Below are 16,543 nucleotides of genomic sequence, written 5' to 3' on the forward strand. Positions count from 1 at the left end.
CGTAAGCATCCTAGAAGCCTTGACTTCAAATACGGAGTATTAAGTCGAGGTAGTTCACTATTAATCCTAAATTTTGGGTAAAAGAATAGGGGATAGACCTGGCTTGGTCAATCCCCTTAATTACTATCAAAGTTAGTTTGAAATTATCACGTAAATGTAGCGCCGTATACGAGACTTGTTACATACGGTGGAATGGGAGACGCAGTAATATTGATTAATCTTAGAATTGATACTATTTCTCGTCTACTCTATTATGATTAATTATCTAAGTCTTCACCGTTAGTTGCAATGACTTTTTTATACCAATCAAAAGATTTTTTCTTTATGCGTTTAAAAGTACCGTGACCATCATTATCTCTATCAACATAAATGAAGCCATATCTCTTTTCCATTTCACCCGTTCCGTTAGAAATAAGATCTATACATCCCCAAGTTGTATATCCCATTAAATCAACACCATCTTCATTCACTGCATCTTTCATTGCTTGAATATGTTTATTTAAGTATTCAATACGATAGTCATCTTGAATAGAACCATCTTCTTCAATCTTGTCTTTGGCCCCTAAACCATTTTCAACAATAAACAATGGCTTTTGATAACGATCATAAATTTCGTTCATAGTGATTCTTAATCCCAAGGGATCAATTTGCCATCCCCAATCACTTGTATCTAAATATGGATTAACAACTGAAGCAAAAATATTGCTTTCTGTTTGTTTTCCCTTGTCAGGATTAGCACTAGAAACACGAGATGAGTAATATGAGAAGCTAATAAAATCTACTGTATTCTCCTTTAAAATATTTACATCATTCTCTGCAAATGGTATTTCTGCATTTCTTTTTTCAATCCATTTTAAGGCATAGTTTGGGTAATAGCCTCGTGACTGCACATCAATAAACATATAACTTTCTCTATCATCACAAATTGATTTCCAATAATCTTCAGGATTACATGTTTCAGGATAATAAGAACCCGCAGCAAGCATACAACCTATCATATTTTCAGGATTTATCTCATGAGCTAATTTTGTAACTAGAGCACTTGCAACTAATTCATGATGTGCGCAGGTAATCATAGCTTGTGTTCTATTTTCACCTTCTTTAAATCTTAACCCTGCTGCTACAAATGGGAAATGAAGAATCATATTGATTTCATTAAAAGTAAGCCAGTATTTAACTAAACCATTATATCTTTCAAACAATACTTTAGCTAATTTGACAAAACAATCAATCATTTCTCTATTACGCCAGCCACCAAATTTATGAATTAAATGCATTGGGCAATCAAAATGATTAATTGTGACTAATGGTTCAATCCCATATTTTTTACATTCTTTAAAAATATTTTCATAAAACAATAGTCCTTTTTCGTTAGGTTCCAACTCATCACCAAGAGGGAAAATTCTTGTCCAGGCGATAGATAATCTAAAAGTTTTAAATCCCATTTCTCCCATTAAAGCAATATCTTCCTTATAGTGATGGTAAAAATCAACGGCTTGATGACTTGGAAAATAATGATCATCAATTCGGTCTATCCATTTTTCTCCAGTCCCAATCGCATAACGATCTGTTCCGTGAGGCATTAAATCTACATTGGCTAAACCACGGCCATCTTCAAATATGCCACCTTCAACCTGATTGGCAGCAGTGGCACCTCCCCACAAGAATCCTTCTTTAAATCCCATATTAAGTTCCTCCTCTATTTATTTTGACACAAACAATCATAGCTATCTCCATGTTATTTGGCTTTCTGTCCATAGAATAGAAGATGAGATTGAAAAAAGCAAAAAAGTTTCCATTTTGGAAACTAGTTTTGTAATTCTAGTAATAGAATATCTATCATGTACTTAATGATATATTCACTGTATTTTTCATCGAGCAGGGGAACGATTATTTGTTTTTGACATAATGTGATACTTTCATTACATGTAATAAGCCATTGATCAACATGAGATTCTTTTATGCGTTTAATGACACGCTTATTATAATGGAAAGAATGCCCATTTGTACTTAGTACAATTAAGATATCATTATCTAGAAAATGATAATTCTTGTTAAAATCAGCATCACAGATAATTGTTTGAATATCATATATCTGAAGTTCTCTTTGGATATTATAACAAACAGATCTGACATCACCGTGTGCATATAAATATACTTTATTTGCCTGCTTGATATCTTGTACAAGTTTTTGAATTGACTTCAAATTAATATGATTGATCATATATTGGATATTTTGAATGAAATCTTTAGTAAAATGCATCACATTTGTTTCAAAACTTTGATGAGGGTTTAAGAATTTTTTTCTTTTTGAGATTAAATCTAAATATTGAATACACGCATTTTTAAATTCTTCATAGTTTTCATAATCTAATTTTCTTATGCATTTTGATACTTGGCCTTTTGAAATTAAAGATTCTTTTGAAATGTCATCAATACTTAGATTAGGAATTCTATGGATATTCTTTTTAATATAGAAGCATAACTCAAGCAAAGTTGTACTTGAAGAATGATTATTTAAATAATCGTTTACTTTATCTATAATCATTGTATCAACTCCATTCATACATTAGTTTATCACAAATTATCTTGAGTGACTATAAGCAGGGGGACAGTGAAGCATTATCAGTAAGTATAAAAAATGATTTTGGTGAATAAAAAACACTTTAAAGGTAACGGTTACAGTATTATAATAGTGACAAGGTTATTGAGGAGGCAATATATATGGTAAACATTATGTTATGTTGTGCTGCAGGTATGTCTACAAGCTTACTTGTTGAAAAAATGAAGAAAGAAGCAGAAAAACAAGGTATTGAAGCAAATATCTGGGCAGTCGGTGCGAATGAAGCAAAAGCAAACGGCGCTAAAGCCGATGTTGTATTACTTGGCCCACAGGTAAGATATCTTGAAGCAACTGTTAAGAAGGAAGTAGCACCAACTCCTGCACAGTTAATTGATATGCGTTCATATGGTCGTATGGATGGCGCTGCAGTATTAAAGCAGGCTATGGATCTAATTGAAGCAAATAAGTAATGAAATCCGCATTTGCGGATTTTTTTGTTTTATAATGGTAATAGAGGTGAGCATGATGGAAACAATATCTATTACCAATAGAGGGGCTTTACATAAGTTTGTGGATGATGTATTTATTGATGAAATAGAAAATATCTATGCTTTATGTGATTTGAAAATATCTTATTATGGTGTAAGTATCACATATAAGAATACTGGTCAGTTGAAGAAATATAAGAGAGGAAAAATATTACATAACTATCTATCAAATAATGAACTAGAAAGAATCAGTTTCTTTTCAGTACCAGATGATTTTGTGACAGTAGCATATGATTATCTCCTCTCTATTTCTATTAACTATAAAAATAACTTTATGACAGCGACATTTGATAAAAATATAATCAATCATGAATGTATTGATGAAATTAAAACCCTATTAGATACCTTCATGGAAAAACCCTATATGCAGGAAATGTATACGATGGATAAAGAAGAAACGCCTTTATTATATGCGATGGGAATTAAAAATGATTTCAAAACATTAAAAATACTTTCAAGTGAAGCAGTGAAGGAGGATTAAGTATGAATCTTCTTGTATTAGGAAATGGCTTTGATTTACTACATGGTTTGCCAACAACCTATAAGGATTTTATTGATTTTACTACGTTATTTCGTATGTCGTTAGAAAAGAATGATATATCTCGTCTAGATTATGATTCACGTATGATAGATTTTATTCTTCATCTTTCTCCAGAATTATCCAATGAACTAGAATCTCTTATTAAAGATAATCTTTGGCTTATTCATCTAGAAAAAGAAACAATAGGAGAGGGCTGGAAGGATTTTGAAAAAGAGATGTCTGAAGTCATTCAAAAGCTTGATGAAATCAGAGTTGAATGTGATACGCAGTTTAAATCAGGGCAGAAGGTCGCAAGAGTCAATGAGTATTTAGGCACATCTCTTCTTGATTTCTGGGGAGATCGTTGTTCTTTTTCCTCTATGGGACCTATTAAAGAATTAAGAAATATTCTTACTCATGATCTCTTACGTCTAACTAGGTGTCTGGAAATATATCTAGATGCATTTGTGAACCACCTAGACACTCCAAAATATGTAGAAAAACTACAAGTATTGAATATAGATAAAGTATTAAGCTTCAATTATACAAATACATATGAACGTCTCTATGGTAATTCAGAAGTAGAGTATGATTATATTCATGGCAAAGCAAATATTGAACATGATATAGAAACATGTGATCTAGTTTTAGGAATAGATGAATACCTCACAGGAGAACGTAAGGATCAGGATAATGAATATATTGAATTCAAGAAGTTCTATCAGCGTATTTTTAAACGTACAGGATGCCGTTATCTTACATGGTTGAAACAATCCCAGGAAGAACGCTTGAATATCTATATCTTTGGACATTCTCTAGATGTCACTGATAAAGATATATTGAGACAGCTTATTCTTGCTCGTCATGCACATACAACCATCTTCTATATTCATAAATCAGATTTGAAAAATCAGATTAAGAATCTTGTAAAGGTCATAGGAGAGGATGAACTGATTGAACGTGCCTATGGTTCTCATATCACAATACATTTCAAGAAGGTATAGAAAAAAGACTCCAATTAGGAGTCTTATTTAATATCGTTGAATAAATCAGTTGAATATACGTTGTTGTCAATTAATTCTTTAAAAGAAGCTTTTACAACAGGTGCATCTTCTTTATATGTTACACCAAACCATGAATCCTGTACTTCTAATACCTTAACACTTAATTTGTTTTCTCTTAGAAGTTCACCAATATAGATAGGTAATAAATATTCATCCTTTAGTGGATCCTTGATGTTTTCAAAGAATTCTACAAAACCTTCTTTTAAAGTATTTACGAATTCAGGAGTTAATCCCCAGAAGTTCATAGATACATTTACGTTAGGATCAATTTCTCTGTCTCCTACACGTGCACCAGTAGAAGTCTTTTCAATATTCTTAGTTTCTTCTACATCAGTTAAGTATCCTTCTTTATTCACTGCACAGATACCTCTTGTTACACCACCATTATCACTTAAAGTATTCTTTAAGATAAATCCTGCCATTGCAAGATGATTTGGCTTTTCAGGTGTATAGTCTAATAAGAAATCATGGATCTGTACAAATGCTTCCTTACCATAATAGTCATCTGCATTAATAACTGCGAATGGTTCATTAATTAAACCATCACAAGCAAGAACTGCCTGTCCAGTACCCCAAGGCTTAGTACGTCCTTCAGGACATTCAATACCTTCTGGTAATGCCTTTAAATCCTGGAATGCATAAGCAATTTCTACATCATACTTCTTAGCGACTTCTTCAATACGATTCCCAATAACTTCTCTGAAGTCTTCTTCAATATCCTTACGGATAATAAAGATAATTTTGTTGAAACCAGCGGCAATTGCATCATGGATTGAATAATCCATAATAATTTCACCATTAGGTCCAACTGGTTCTAACTGCTTGATTCCTCCACCAAAACGTGAACCAATACCAGCAGCCATAATAACTAAACTTGTTTTCATTAGATACCTCCACTTTTACCTCTAGTAAAAGTATTCAATCATTTTTACCAACGCCATAATACACTATTTATATTCGAAAATCAAACTATTACAGTTAATCCACTCAATTTTATTAAGAAATTCTTAAGAAATTAGCATTTTACTAAGCAATACTAAGGAAAAGAAAAAAGCCTCATGAATGAGGCTTCAGGTTATTAGTCTAAATCTTTACCATTTGATTTAAATGCTTTAGAGATCCAATAGAATGATTTCTTAGGTACTCTTCTTAAGTCTAATAGTTCTTCATCAGTTCTATTAACATATACAAAACCATATCTCTTAGCAATCTGGCAGCTAGAAGAAGGGATGTCAATAGGACCCCAAGTGATATAACCTAAGCAGTCAACACCATCTTCTAGAATCGCATTCTTCATTTCCTGGATATGATTACGATGATATTCAATTCTATAATCATCATCTACAGTATCATTTTCATTTAATGATTCTCTAGCACCCATACCATTTTCTAATACGAAGCAAGGAAGATCATATCTTTCACTTAAAGTATTCATAACCCATCTAAATCCAATGGCATCCTTTTCCCAGCCCCATTCAGTCGCTTCAAGGTGAGGGTTCTTTACTACATGCTTTTCTACAATATCATTGAAAGGTGTAGTCATATCAAATTCACCTTCAGTAAGTGTATTAGAACGATAGTAAGAGAAGCATAAATAATCACATGTATACTTTAATAACTCTTCATCGCCTTCTTCAAATACAGGGAACCAACCTCTGTTCTTTAAATATGCTGTATAGTATCTTGGGTATTTACCATTAGCCTGTACATAGCATACCCAGTCATTGACTAAATCATAAGCCTTCTGACAGAATAAGTTATTCTTTGGTGTATCAGTTGCAGGATAGAAGTTAGTGATAGTAGTCATACCACCAAACTTAGCATCTGGTACTAATTCTCTTAAAGCCTTAACAGCTTTACAATGTGCAATCATAACATTATGTGCCACCTGATAAAGATGTTCAGCCTTAGACTTTCCTTCAGGTATAATTTCTGCATTTGAATAAATTAAGTTACAAGAATGTAGGTTCTGTTCATTAAATGACATCCAGTGCTTTACTCTATCACCAAAACGTTCCATACATACTCTTGCATAACGTTCAAATAAATCAACAACCTTACGTGATGCAAAACCATTATATTCCTTTACTAAATGATAAGGCATATCGAAATGAACTAATGTAATCATTGGTGTAATACCATTCGCAATCAATTCATCAATTAAATTATTATAGAACTGTACGCCTTCTTCATTGACTTCATCATCTCCATTAGGAATAATACGGCTCCAGCAAATAGAGAAACGGTAGAAGTTGAATCCCATTTCTTTCATTAACTGAATATCCTCTTTATAACGATGATATTCATCAATTGCTACCTTCCAGTCAGCATGTCCTTCTGGTGTAGGTCTTACATCATAAATTGATAAACCTTTTCCGCCTTCATCCCAGGCACCTTCAGTCTGGAATGATGATACTGAACCACCCCAGAAAAAATCTTTTGGTAATTTCTTTTCCATTTATTCGTCCTCCTTAATGGTACAAAAATATTTTCACATAACTATTTAGAGAAGTAAATATGTACGGATAGAGTTTTAATTTTGTTTCAAAAAAGAGTGTTAAAAATCAAGTTTATTGAAAATACGTTTCATGATATAATTGAATCAGGTGATAAACAATGAGTATAATGACACAATTAGAATTCGCATTAGATTTCACACATGCTGAAGTGGAAATTGCCCATTACATATTAAATCATGGTGAAGATGTATTGAATCTATCTATTAAGGAACTTGCAAAAAGAACATATACATCTCCTGCCACAATAGTGAGACTATGCCGTAAACTAGGTCTAGAAGGCTACAATGACTTTAAAATAAAGTATTCAGCAGAACTACAATATACACTTACTAAAACTAAAAGAATCGATGTTAACTTTCCTTTTGGTCCCGAAGACAACTATCCTCAGATTGCTTATAAGTTAGGTACAATGAGTAGGGAAGTGATAGAGGATACAATTAAATTAATAGATTTTGATGATTTACGACATGCAATAGAACTTATGAATCAATATGATTCTATAGATATATATGGAAATGGTAACTCCATGTTAGAAGCATTAAGCTTTCAGCATAAGATGACGCGTATTGGACGTAACGTAAATATTCGTACACTAGAAGGAGAACAGATCTTTTTAGCTTATAACTCTTCTTCATCACATCTTGCAATGATTCTCTCTTATTCAGGAGAAACAGCTGAAATAATCCGTATTGCTCAGACCTTAAAAGAGAAGGGGACAAAGATGATTGTGATTACTTCTCTTGGCGATAATCAGCTATCACATTATGGTGATGTGATATTAAGGGTTGGTTCAAGAGAGAAAATCTTTACTAAAATAGCTCCTTTTGCTTCAAATCTTTCTATGGACTATATTTTAAATCTTATTTTCTCATGTATATTCCAACGTGATTATAATAGAAACTTAGAGAAAAAAGTCAGTTATGATAAAACAAAGGATGCAAGACATCCGGCTCGTTCTCCAGTAAATGACATCTAGTGTAGGAAAATGTAATGCTTTTCATTTTCAAAAAATGAGTATATAATGGTTTTGCTGTGTAGGATATGCCCTGTGGCTACCTTTTTAGGAGCTAACTTAATATTCTGCTGGCAAAATTATATTTACGTCATATTGCGTATGCAAATGACAGTGGAGGAAACAAATGAATAACAAAAAAACAAAGAATCTTACTTTACTTGCATTATTTATTGCGATTGAAGCAGTTATGGTCATGGTACCATTTTTAGGATTTATCCCTATTGGACCTTTAAGAGCAACATTGCTTCATGTTCCAGTTATTATTGCGGCTATTGTATTAGGTACTAAGCAGGGATGTCTTATTGGTCTTGTATTTGGTTTATCTTCATTATTAATGAACACAATGCAACCAACTGTTACATCTTTCGTCTTCTCACCATTTATTAGTGGATCAGTACTCAGTGCAGTTATTGCGATTGTCCCAAGAGTAATGATTGGGTTTGTATCAGGTTCTATTTATCAATTACTTAAAGATAAACAGCAGACTATTGCGACTGCAGTGGCTGCATTCTTAGGTGCTTTAACTAATACTGTACTTGTATTAGGTGGTATCTGGGCATTATTTGGTACATCTTATGCAAAAGCGATTGGACAGGATGCAAGTAAACTTGGAAGTTACTTCTTAGCTGTATCAAGCACACAGAGCCTACTTGAAGCTTTTGTAGGTGTAGTGATTGTGGTGATTGTCACAAAACCTCTCTTCGCTTTAATGAAGCGTGGATAATTTATAAATGAAAAGAGGGTATTAATAGATGAAAAAATTGATTATAGGGATTACTGGTTCTATTGCGGCATTTAAGACTGTACAGTTCATTAGTGATCTAGTGAAAGAAAAATATGAAATTGAAGTCATGCTCACTCCAAGTGCAGCTAAGTTTGTCACACCAACTTCTATTTCTGCTCTCACAAAGAAGAAAACATATATTGATGTCTTTGATGATGATCCTGGATGTATTACACATGTAGACATTGTCAAGGATGCTGATCTATTTATGATTGTACCAGCAAGTGCAACTACAATTGCGAAATGTGCAAATGGTATTGCGGACAATATGTTAACAGCTGCTTTTCTAGCAGCCACATGTCCTAAACTCATTGCACCTGCAATGAATGTACATATGTATGAAAATAAAGCCACTCAGCGTAATATCCAGACTCTAAAGGATGATGGTGTCTTATTTGTAGAACCAGCTGCAGGACTTCTTGCCTGCGGTGATACAGGTAAAGGTAAACTTGCAGACTATGATCACCTTCATTTAATGATGGAATATGCACTTAGCGATCATCCATTACAAGGTAAAAAGGTATTAGTCACTGCAGGACCAACTCAAGAATCTTTAGATCCTGTACGTTTTCTTACAAACCATTCATCAGGTAAAATGGGATACTCAATTGCCCGTGCAGCATTTATACTTGGCGCCAAGGTACGATTAATTCATGGACCTACATCATTAAAGCCAGTGCCTTATATCATCAATCAATCTATTACAAGTGCCCAGGATTTATTTGAATGTGTAAAAAGACATCATACACATTATGACTATATTATTATGTCAGCTGCAGTAGCTGACTATACACCTGTAGAAACATCTACAGAAAAGATTAAGAAAAATGACAATGAACTTATTCTTAAACTAAAAAAGAATCCAGATATCCTTGACTATATAGGGCATCATCAAGTTGAACATCAAGTGATATGTGGATTTGCGATGGAAACACAAGATTTAATTGAAAATGCATCAAAGAAATTAAATAAAAAACAATGTGATCTGATTATTGCGAACCATCTTAAAACAGAAGGAGCAGGATTTCAGGGTGATACAAATGTTGTTACTATTATTACTCAGGAATCTATGAAAGATATTGATAAGATGTCTAAATCAGATCTAAGCTATATTATCTTAAAAGAATGTATGAAAATAGGAGCTAAGAAATAAGAATGCTATTGGTTATAGATATCGGTAATACAAATATTACTATTGGTGTTTACAAAGAAGATCATTTAGTAGGGCGTTTTCGTATGACAACACGTATGGAACGTACATCAGATGAATATGGCTTAATGCTTCATTCATACCTTCAAGCATCTCACTTGAATGTTGAAGATGTGAAAGATGTTATTATTAGTTCTGTTGTACCAAAGATTAACTATTCTTTCTCAAGTTCCATTATTAAATACTTTCATATTAGACCACTATTTGTCGGTCCGGGTGTAAAAACAGGCATCAATATTCAAATTGATCATACATCTACTCTTGGTTCAGATCGTTTGGTAGATGCAGCAGGGGCTTATTATACTTATGGTGGTCCATGCTTAGTTATTGATTTTGGTACAGCGACTACTTATGATGTTATTACAGAGAAAGGTGTTTTTATTGGTGGTGTAATTGCACCAGGCATTGGTATAGAAGCCGGTGTTCTTTCTTCTATGGCAGCTCAGCTTCCAGAAATTGAATTAGTCAAACCACAGCATATTATTGCGAAAAACACAGTTACTGCAATGCAGGCGGGAGTTGTTTATGGTTATATTGGTAAGACTGAATATATTATCAAGAAGATTAAAGAAGAATATGGACAGAATCTAAAAGTAGTATCTACTGGTGGTTTAGGCAAGCTTATTGCGAAAGAAACTGAATTAATTGATATTTATGATCAGGAACTCACATTTAAAGGTCTAAAGATCATATATGATAAGAACAAGAAGGATCGTCACTGATCCTTCATTTTTTTACAAAACCTTATTGACACATATATTATTATTTGATATTATAAATGAGCACTCCTCGAGTGTTAGTGAGGCCGCATTCGTATAATGGCTATTATATCTGCTTGCCATGCAGAGGACGCCGGTTCAACTCCGGCATGTGGCTCCAATTTTTAAAACTTCATATGCCGCATTCGTATAATGGCTATTATATCTGCTTGCCATGCAGAGGACGCCGGTTCGACTCCGGCATGTGGCTCCATTTTTAAAATTTCATATGCCGCATTCGTATAATGGCTATTATATCTGCTTGCCATGCAGAGGACGCCGGTTCGACTCCGGCATGTGGCTCCAATTTTAAAACTTCATATGCCGCATTCGTATAATGGCTATTATATCTGCTTGCCATGCAGAGGACGCCGGTTCAACTCCGGCATGTGGCTCCATTGAAATCAACTAGGCTAACGCCTAGTTTTTTTTCATCTTACAATACGATTTCTACAACTTAATAGGATAAGATGTTTAAATATAATCTATTATGTTATTATTTTTTTGACGGAGGAAGACTATGAAGACAAAAATTGAATTGATACCAGAAGAAAAAGTTGAAGAAACAATAATCAGATGTCATAAGATGACAGATGAAATACAAAATATAGTCTCTTATATAGAAAATGAGAAGAAAATCATAGGATATAAAAGGGGAACTGCTTATCCTTTAAATATAAATAGTATCTATTATTTTGAGAATGTTGATTAGAATGCTTTTTGAATACCCATAATCAACAGGTGACGATTTAAGAGATGAATCCGAAGCAAATACACTCAGGATATAGACTATCTGTCTATGACTGATAGGAAATGATCTCTGTAGGTATTCCTTGATTTTATCCATGACAGTCTTTCCTATCTTTCTATGGTTAAATGTATACTCCTGTTCATTCAGGAATAAAGGCATCTCTCTTTTGGTTATTCCATGATATATCCCAGTGATAGTATTCTTAGTATTATCGATTATTATGTTTAACCAGAGTAGTCTATGATTCTTTTATTCATAGCTAATCTTCTCATTCTTTACCTGTATTTCTTCATTTGGTGTATTAAAGCCTTTCTCACCATCAGTATTAAGTAATGCATCATGTGATAATACACAGCACTTTTCTATGTTTTTCTTAAGTGACAGACCAGTATAATCATTGATGAGTCTTAACTTGATAAACCGGGGGATAGTTATTCTCTTTATCTGTAGATAGAATACCCAAAACAGGTTGCTGCTCACTTGCACGACCTGCATTCAAGAACATATGAAGTCTTGGTCTTTCCTACAAGTTTGACTAGGTAATACTTATGGCATCCGCAACGATCACATGAGAACCCATTAGGCCATTTCATGGATTTGAAGAATTCAATACAGTTATTGATTTTATTAGAATAGTTCTGAGTGAACTCATATAGAGAAGCTTTCCTTAGCTTTAATACTTTGTTTGACATGTGATTATGCTTCCATCTGACTTTTAGCTGGCGCTAACCCAGGGGCATACAACTTTGTTTGACATGTGATTATGCTTCCATCTGACTTCTGATCTAATTCTAGAACAGATGGAAAATCTATGTGTCTGGTTCAGCTTCATGAACGCCGTTTAAGCGGTGCTTATGATATTTATTTTTCACTAACCTGTGGTTTGTGGGTATTCAAAAAACATTTTTCTATTTGATTTTATGTTTTGATAGATAGTTATAATTACTTTAAGATTGTAGAACTTTTAACTAGCACTTGTGCATTATTCATATAAATAAAGTGTTGTAAGATAAGGTGTTATCACATTGTAATCAGATATATAAATAAAGTATTATAATATATTGACAATCCAGTAGTTTAGGACTACCATAAAGATATAGAACAAAGTAGCCAAGCTAAAGGAGGAATGGTTATGTTGAACAAAAAGTTTTTATTCACTACACTGGCAGCTGTGAGCATGGCATCTTCAATGATGTTAGCTACGCCAGTAATGGCAGCGACGAATGATGCAGGCGACAAGGACGCACAAAATGGAATTGTAAAAACAACTTACGAGGACAAAAATGGCACATGGACTGAAGGTATGATTGGTGGTAATTCAGAAGGAGTTGAAACTTGTTGGTTGGCAAGTGGACCAAAGCGCCAATATCCAAGTGAAGGTGGAACATGGGAATATGGTTTCTGGAATGCTAAAGTTCGTTCTTACTACACAGTTAAAAGATGTCATGGTTCAACAGTTAAGTTGGATAGTAAGATATCACGTTCAGTAAATACTGCATCAGGTAAGAAATCTATCGCTGAATTATGGGCTATTCAATCTAATTCTAAAGACCGCTATTTCTATCGTGTTTGTAGGTAAGCATCACATTTATTGTTTGATAGCTAAAAGACAAATTAGATTTTCGGCTTCGATGCTTGTCATCGAAGCCTATTTTATTTAATAAATAGGATTATGGAGTTGATATTTTTATGAATAAACATGGCATTAGATTGATTAGTTTTATTTTAGCTTTATTTTCATTCATTATGATCTTTCAGAATTTAATGAATGACCAACAGCAATTACCTTTAGGTACAACAGAACAACTTGTATTAAATATTGCTGAAACTGGTACTACGAAAGAACAACTTATTTCAGAGTTAGATAATATCACGAATAAGCACAATGCTACTCTAGTCAAAGTTGTTACTCCTAGTGATGAATATAAAAATAAGAAAGACATCATTTACTTTGGAAATGAGAAACCAAAAAGTTCTGGCATTATTATTGATAATAATATTAAATGGTTAGATTCAAGTTTAGAGGGGAAGTTAATTTCATCTAAAGATATTGGTAATAGACCTCTATATGGAAATTATGCAGTAAAGGGAAATCAAAATTTTAAACAAGATATAGAAAACTGGGCTAATGATAACGGAATTACTATTCAATGGTTGAGAAAAGTACCGTTTATAAAAAGTTTGTATTACAATTTAGTTCATAATGGTGTTGGAAATGTTATTTTAACAGCGTTATTATTATTCATTTCAGTATTATTGACATGGTTTATTTCACACTCAAAAGGAAGAAGTATAAGATTATTGGGTGGAGTAGACATTAAAAAAATTCATATTGAAGATACATTAACACTATCAAAAATGTTTATATCCAGTTATTTAATTTCACTCATAGCATTTTGGTTATACATTGGAATTACTAATGATTTTAAACAAATTACATTATTATTATCTAAGGATATTATAACACTATTGGTATTGGTTGTTATTTCAGCGTTAATTAGTTTCGGTATTTCAATGATTGTCAAACCAAAAACAGAACATCTTGCGAAAAGAGAAATTCCTTTCAAAAAATTCAGGATGCTCAGTATTGGCACTAGAATTATATCAATAATATTAGCTCTTTTGATAGTACCAAGCACCATAACATCTGCTTACATTTTACAGCAGTTATCCAATGATTATTCTTTATGGGAAAATATGCAAAACAATGTAAGTATATCTTTCAGCGATATAGATTCATTAAGTACAGATAAAATGTTGCCATATGTTGATGATTTTTTTGCAAATATGGCAGATAATGATAATTTATCCTTATCTTTATCTATTGATAAATCTATACAATTAAGTGATGAAGAATACGGTGGTTACGACCACATAATAGTTACTGATAGATCATGGGTTGATTCTTTTGATATTGGAATAGAAGAAAATAAAAGTGGTGGAGAATTGAATAAAATTGAATTGAACAAATTAGATAAACCACTACAGGACTTTATAAGGGCTCAAATGCCTTTATGGACTAAGGCAGAAGAAATCCAGCCTAGCGGAATTAACTTCTATGAATTTAGCGGAGATAAATTTTTAGCTTTACCGCCAAATGTTGGCTATGGTGGAAGCACTATACAAGCTAAAAATCCATTAGTTATATTAGTGGATAATCCAGTACAATCATTAAGCACACTAGGTTTTATGTTACCTGCTTGTTCAAGTGGTAATGTTGTTTTTCCAGATGAAAATTTATTGAGAGCTGAATTAGCAAAAACACCTGTAAAAGATTACGTTGTTTCGATAGATACTATTGCTGATGTTGCTTTATCACAAGCTCAAAAATTTGCAAAAGAAGCTGTGTTCTATGTGATAGCTTGTGTTCTAATTTTTGTATCTATGATCTTTGCAGGTATTCTTACCGCACAGTTATGGGTAAGTGAAAACAGAAAACGAATATTTACGTTACATACATTCGGAAAATCATACAAAGAAATAATAATGCAAACCTTTGTGCATGAATCATTTATTGCGATTATCACGGTAATTATTGGAGCAGTAATTTCTTTTGTTATAAGACGACCAGAAATTATTACAGTTTTATTAGTAAGCGTTATTATTTTGATTTTATATTGCTTGAGTAATTTTGTTGCTTATCATATATGTACTAGACAAGCATTTTACAAAGTAGCAACAAGAAATGAGTAAAAAATGGGGTGTAAAAATGGAAATTAAAATAAATAGTATAAGCGTTGTAATCAAAGGGAAACGCATTTTCTCGAATATCACATACACAATGAATAGTGGAGATATGGTAGCTCTCACAGGTTCTTCTGGATGTGGAAAAACGACGTTATTAAATTGTTTAGGTTTAATACAGCCAATAGAAAGTGGTTCTATTTTGATAAATGGTAAAGATACTTCAAAGTGGAACGATAAGGATAAAACGAAATTTTGGCATAAATATGCGACATTTATTTATCAAGATTATGGAATTATCGAAGATGAAACTGTAGCATATAATATTACATTAGATAAGTCAAAAGCTAAAAGTAAAGCAGTGAAAAATATATTAGATAAAGTTGGTTTAAATGGTAGAGATTCTGAACTAGCAATTGTACTCTCTGGTGGAGAAAAGCAACGCATAGGTATAGCAAGGGCAATATTAAAAAATGCTTCTATTATCTATGCTGATGAGCCTACTGCTTCTCTTGATTCTGAAAATAGACAAATCGTGATTAACTTATTAAAAGAATGTGCTTCAAATGGGGCAATCGTTATTTTGGCTACACATGATGATAGGCTTGTTAGTGAATGTAATAAAGTCATAAGTTTAAATAAAAATAGAAATTAGGAGTAATGCTTATGAAAAAAATATTTTCAGTTTTATTGATCACAACTATCGTTACTACATTAGGTAGTCCTGTTTATGCAAGTAGTCAAAATCCAAGTGATTTACAAGAATGTATAGAGAACACTATGTTCTATAATAATGAATATAGATTATTCAATGAATTTACATATCAAGGAATGGAAATCAATTTGTTACCTGAAACAACAATCACTAAAGAAGAAGCTCTTATTAAGTATAAAGAAGCATATGACTACATAGCAGGAAAAGCTAGTGTATTAGGTATTGTGCCAGATTTAGATAACTATGAATTTCAACAATATGTTAAAGGTTATGCTATACCAACTTCTACTAATTGAATATTACGGAGTGGCAAGGCCACTCCATACGGTAAAATAAGTCCATCCATTACGCTAGAAAAGTCCAGTGAATCCGTTAAACAAGTCCATCATATTTAATATAAAGATTTGCATCT

18 protein-coding genes and 4 tRNA genes are annotated in these 16,543 nt (G+C 32.8%); 16 read left to right on the forward strand and 6 right to left on the reverse strand.

Translation table 11 applies throughout. The features are described 5' to 3' along the window. Nucleotides 1–257: 257 nt before the first annotated feature. Nucleotides 258–1,685, reverse strand: coding sequence for a 6-phospho-beta-glucosidase (locus H8909_RS07335; protein WP_187012355.1), 1,428 nt, complete (start codon nt 1,683–1,685; stop codon nt 258–260). A gap of 122 nt (nt 1,686–1,807) precedes the next feature. Beyond that, on the reverse strand, nt 1,808–2,548 hold the full coding sequence (locus H8909_RS07340) for a MurR/RpiR family transcriptional regulator (RefSeq protein WP_187012356.1): 741 nt from the start codon (nt 2,546–2,548) through the stop codon (nt 1,808–1,810). A gap of 176 nt (nt 2,549–2,724) precedes the next feature. Here H8909_RS07340 and H8909_RS07345 point away from each other — a divergent pair, with 176 nt between their 5' ends. From H8909_RS07345 to H8909_RS07355, 3 genes are read left to right on the forward strand one after another with little or no spacing between them, the layout of a single operon-like run. Further along, entirely contained in the window at nt 2,725–3,033 is a 309-nt protein-coding gene (locus H8909_RS07345; protein ID WP_022425378.1) for a PTS sugar transporter subunit IIB, read from the forward strand. 52 nt (nt 3,034–3,085) lie between these two features. Next, the gene (locus H8909_RS07350) at nt 3,086–3,592 is read left to right on the forward strand and encodes a hypothetical protein (RefSeq protein WP_187012357.1); all 507 of its coding nucleotides are present in this window, start codon (nt 3,086–3,088) and stop codon (nt 3,590–3,592) included. A 2-nt stretch (nt 3,593–3,594) separates the two neighbouring features. Beyond that, nucleotides 3,595–4,635: a bacteriophage abortive infection AbiH family protein gene (locus H8909_RS07355; RefSeq protein ID WP_187012358.1), complete on the forward strand. Its 1,041-nt coding sequence runs from the start codon at nt 3,595–3,597 to the stop codon at nt 4,633–4,635. A 23-nt stretch (nt 4,636–4,658) separates the two neighbouring features. On the opposite strand, the gene H8909_RS07360 is transcribed toward H8909_RS07355, so the two are convergent. Together H8909_RS07360 and H8909_RS07365 are read right to left on the reverse strand one after the other, a co-directional pair. After that, on the reverse strand, nt 4,659–5,579 hold the full coding sequence (locus tag H8909_RS07360) for a nucleotidyltransferase family protein (protein ID WP_187012359.1): 921 nt from the start codon (nt 5,577–5,579) through the stop codon (nt 4,659–4,661). Nucleotides 5,580–5,773: 194 nt separating this feature from the next. Continuing rightward, nucleotides 5,774–7,153: a glycoside hydrolase family 1 protein gene (locus H8909_RS07365; RefSeq protein ID WP_187012360.1), complete on the reverse strand. Its 1,380-nt coding sequence runs from the start codon at nt 7,151–7,153 to the stop codon at nt 5,774–5,776. 158 nt (nt 7,154–7,311) lie between these two features. Here H8909_RS07365 and H8909_RS07370 point away from each other — a divergent pair, with 158 nt between their 5' ends. From H8909_RS07370 to H8909_RS07410, 9 genes are all read left to right on the forward strand, one after another. Beyond that, nucleotides 7,312–8,190: a MurR/RpiR family transcriptional regulator gene (locus tag H8909_RS07370; protein WP_187012361.1), complete on the forward strand. Its 879-nt coding sequence runs from the start codon at nt 7,312–7,314 to the stop codon at nt 8,188–8,190. A 163-nt stretch (nt 8,191–8,353) separates the two neighbouring features. Beyond that, a complete protein-coding gene (locus tag H8909_RS07375; protein ID WP_022425282.1) occupies nt 8,354–8,953 on the forward strand; it encodes an ECF transporter S component in 600 nt (199 codons plus the stop codon). Nucleotides 8,954–8,981: 28 nt separating this feature from the next. Next, nucleotides 8,982–10,166: a bifunctional phosphopantothenoylcysteine decarboxylase/phosphopantothenate--cysteine ligase CoaBC gene (coaBC, locus tag H8909_RS07380; protein WP_187012362.1), complete on the forward strand. Its 1,185-nt coding sequence runs from the start codon at nt 8,982–8,984 to the stop codon at nt 10,164–10,166. 2 nt (nt 10,167–10,168) lie between these two features. Beyond that, nucleotides 10,169–10,945 carry a type III pantothenate kinase gene (locus H8909_RS07385; RefSeq protein WP_187012363.1) on the forward strand — a complete coding sequence of 259 codons (777 nt, stop codon included), beginning with the start codon at nt 10,169–10,171 and terminating at the stop codon, nt 10,943–10,945. An 82-nt stretch (nt 10,946–11,027) separates the two neighbouring features. Further along, nucleotides 11,028–11,102 (forward strand) — tRNA-Gly (locus tag H8909_RS07390). 18 nt (nt 11,103–11,120) lie between these two features. Then, a tRNA-Gly gene (locus H8909_RS07395) sits at nt 11,121–11,195 on the forward strand. Between the two features lie 17 nt (nt 11,196–11,212). Further along, nucleotides 11,213–11,287, forward strand: a tRNA-Gly gene (locus H8909_RS07400). A gap of 17 nt (nt 11,288–11,304) precedes the next feature. Next, nucleotides 11,305–11,379, forward strand: a tRNA-Gly gene (locus H8909_RS07405). A gap of 122 nt (nt 11,380–11,501) precedes the next feature. Next, nucleotides 11,502–11,693, forward strand: a complete 192-nt coding sequence (locus tag H8909_RS07410; RefSeq protein WP_187012364.1) for a hypothetical protein — start codon at nt 11,502–11,504, stop codon at nt 11,691–11,693. Between the two features lie 288 nt (nt 11,694–11,981). Here the strand turns inward: H8909_RS07410 and H8909_RS07415 are convergent, their stop codons facing one another. Both H8909_RS07415 and H8909_RS13755 read right to left on the reverse strand, forming a co-directional pair. After that, entirely contained in the window at nt 11,982–12,212 is a 231-nt protein-coding gene (locus H8909_RS07415) for a hypothetical protein (protein ID WP_187012365.1), read from the reverse strand. Beyond that, complete coding sequence (locus tag H8909_RS13755) at nt 12,209–12,424, reverse strand: transposase (protein WP_187012366.1); 216 nt, start codon at nt 12,422–12,424, stop codon at nt 12,209–12,211. The genes H8909_RS07415 and H8909_RS13755 overlap by 4 nt, the downstream gene beginning before the upstream one ends. A 440-nt stretch (nt 12,425–12,864) precedes the next feature. On the opposite strand from H8909_RS13755, the gene H8909_RS13305 reads away from it, so the two are divergent. The 4 genes from H8909_RS13305 to H8909_RS07440 all read left to right on the forward strand — a co-directional run bounded on the left by H8909_RS13305 (nt 12,865) and on the right by H8909_RS07440 (nt 16,427). Further along, a complete protein-coding gene (locus H8909_RS13305; RefSeq protein WP_202985922.1) occupies nt 12,865–13,311 on the forward strand; it encodes a lactococcin 972 family bacteriocin in 447 nt (148 codons plus the stop codon). A gap of 110 nt (nt 13,312–13,421) precedes the next feature. Beyond that, a complete protein-coding gene (locus H8909_RS07430) occupies nt 13,422–15,425 on the forward strand; it encodes a bacteriocin-associated integral membrane family protein (RefSeq protein ID WP_187012367.1) in 2,004 nt (667 codons plus the stop codon). A gap of 16 nt (nt 15,426–15,441) precedes the next feature. Continuing rightward, a complete protein-coding gene (locus H8909_RS07435) occupies nt 15,442–16,071 on the forward strand; it encodes an ABC transporter ATP-binding protein (RefSeq protein ID WP_187012368.1) in 630 nt (209 codons plus the stop codon). 11 nt (nt 16,072–16,082) lie between these two features. Beyond that, nucleotides 16,083–16,427 carry a hypothetical protein gene (locus tag H8909_RS07440; protein WP_187012369.1) on the forward strand — a complete coding sequence of 115 codons (345 nt, stop codon included), beginning with the start codon at nt 16,083–16,085 and terminating at the stop codon, nt 16,425–16,427. Nucleotides 16,428–16,543: the final 116 nt, after the last annotated feature.

The sequence above is a fragment of the Catenibacterium faecis genome, assembly GCF_014306455.1.
Classification (GTDB): Bacteria; Bacillota_I; Bacilli_A; order Erysipelotrichales; family Coprobacillaceae; genus Catenibacterium; species Catenibacterium mitsuoka_A.

Excerpts from the sequence above, each read along its gene's own strand:
- H8909_RS07375 (WP_022425282.1), top strand. The coding sequence starts at position 8,354 with ATGAATAACAAAAAAACAAAGAATCTTACTTTACTTGCATTATTTATT.
- H8909_RS07370 (WP_187012361.1), top strand. The coding sequence starts at position 7,312 with ATGAGTATAATGACACAATTAGAATTCGCATTAGATTTCACACATGCT.
- H8909_RS07340 (WP_187012356.1), bottom strand. The coding sequence starts at position 2,548 with ATGATTATAGATAAAGTAAACGATTATTTAAATAATCATTCTTCAAGT.
- H8909_RS07360 (WP_187012359.1), bottom strand. The coding sequence starts at position 5,579 with ATGAAAACAAGTTTAGTTATTATGGCTGCTGGTATTGGTTCACGTTTT.
- H8909_RS07410 (WP_187012364.1), top strand. The coding sequence starts at position 11,502 with ATGAAGACAAAAATTGAATTGATACCAGAAGAAAAAGTTGAAGAAACA.
- H8909_RS07350 (WP_187012357.1), top strand. The coding sequence starts at position 3,086 with ATGATGGAAACAATATCTATTACCAATAGAGGGGCTTTACATAAGTTT.
- H8909_RS07435 (WP_187012368.1), top strand. The coding sequence starts at position 15,442 with ATGGAAATTAAAATAAATAGTATAAGCGTTGTAATCAAAGGGAAACGC.
- H8909_RS07385 (WP_187012363.1), top strand. The coding sequence starts at position 10,169 with ATGCTATTGGTTATAGATATCGGTAATACAAATATTACTATTGGTGTT.
- H8909_RS13305 (WP_202985922.1), top strand. The coding sequence starts at position 12,865 with ATGTTGAACAAAAAGTTTTTATTCACTACACTGGCAGCTGTGAGCATG.
- H8909_RS07440 (WP_187012369.1), top strand. The coding sequence starts at position 16,083 with ATGAAAAAAATATTTTCAGTTTTATTGATCACAACTATCGTTACTACA.
- H8909_RS07365 (WP_187012360.1), bottom strand. The coding sequence starts at position 7,153 with ATGGAAAAGAAATTACCAAAAGATTTTTTCTGGGGTGGTTCAGTATCA.
- H8909_RS07335 (WP_187012355.1), bottom strand. The coding sequence starts at position 1,685 with ATGGGATTTAAAGAAGGATTCTTGTGGGGAGGTGCCACTGCTGCCAAT.
- H8909_RS07355 (WP_187012358.1), top strand. The coding sequence starts at position 3,595 with ATGAATCTTCTTGTATTAGGAAATGGCTTTGATTTACTACATGGTTTG.
- H8909_RS07430 (WP_187012367.1), top strand. The coding sequence starts at position 13,422 with ATGAATAAACATGGCATTAGATTGATTAGTTTTATTTTAGCTTTATTT.
- H8909_RS07345 (WP_022425378.1), top strand. The coding sequence starts at position 2,725 with ATGGTAAACATTATGTTATGTTGTGCTGCAGGTATGTCTACAAGCTTA.
- coaBC (WP_187012362.1), top strand. The coding sequence starts at position 8,982 with ATGAAAAAATTGATTATAGGGATTACTGGTTCTATTGCGGCATTTAAG.
- H8909_RS13755 (WP_187012366.1), bottom strand. The coding sequence starts at position 12,424 with ATGTCAAACAAAGTATTAAAGCTAAGGAAAGCTTCTCTATATGAGTTC.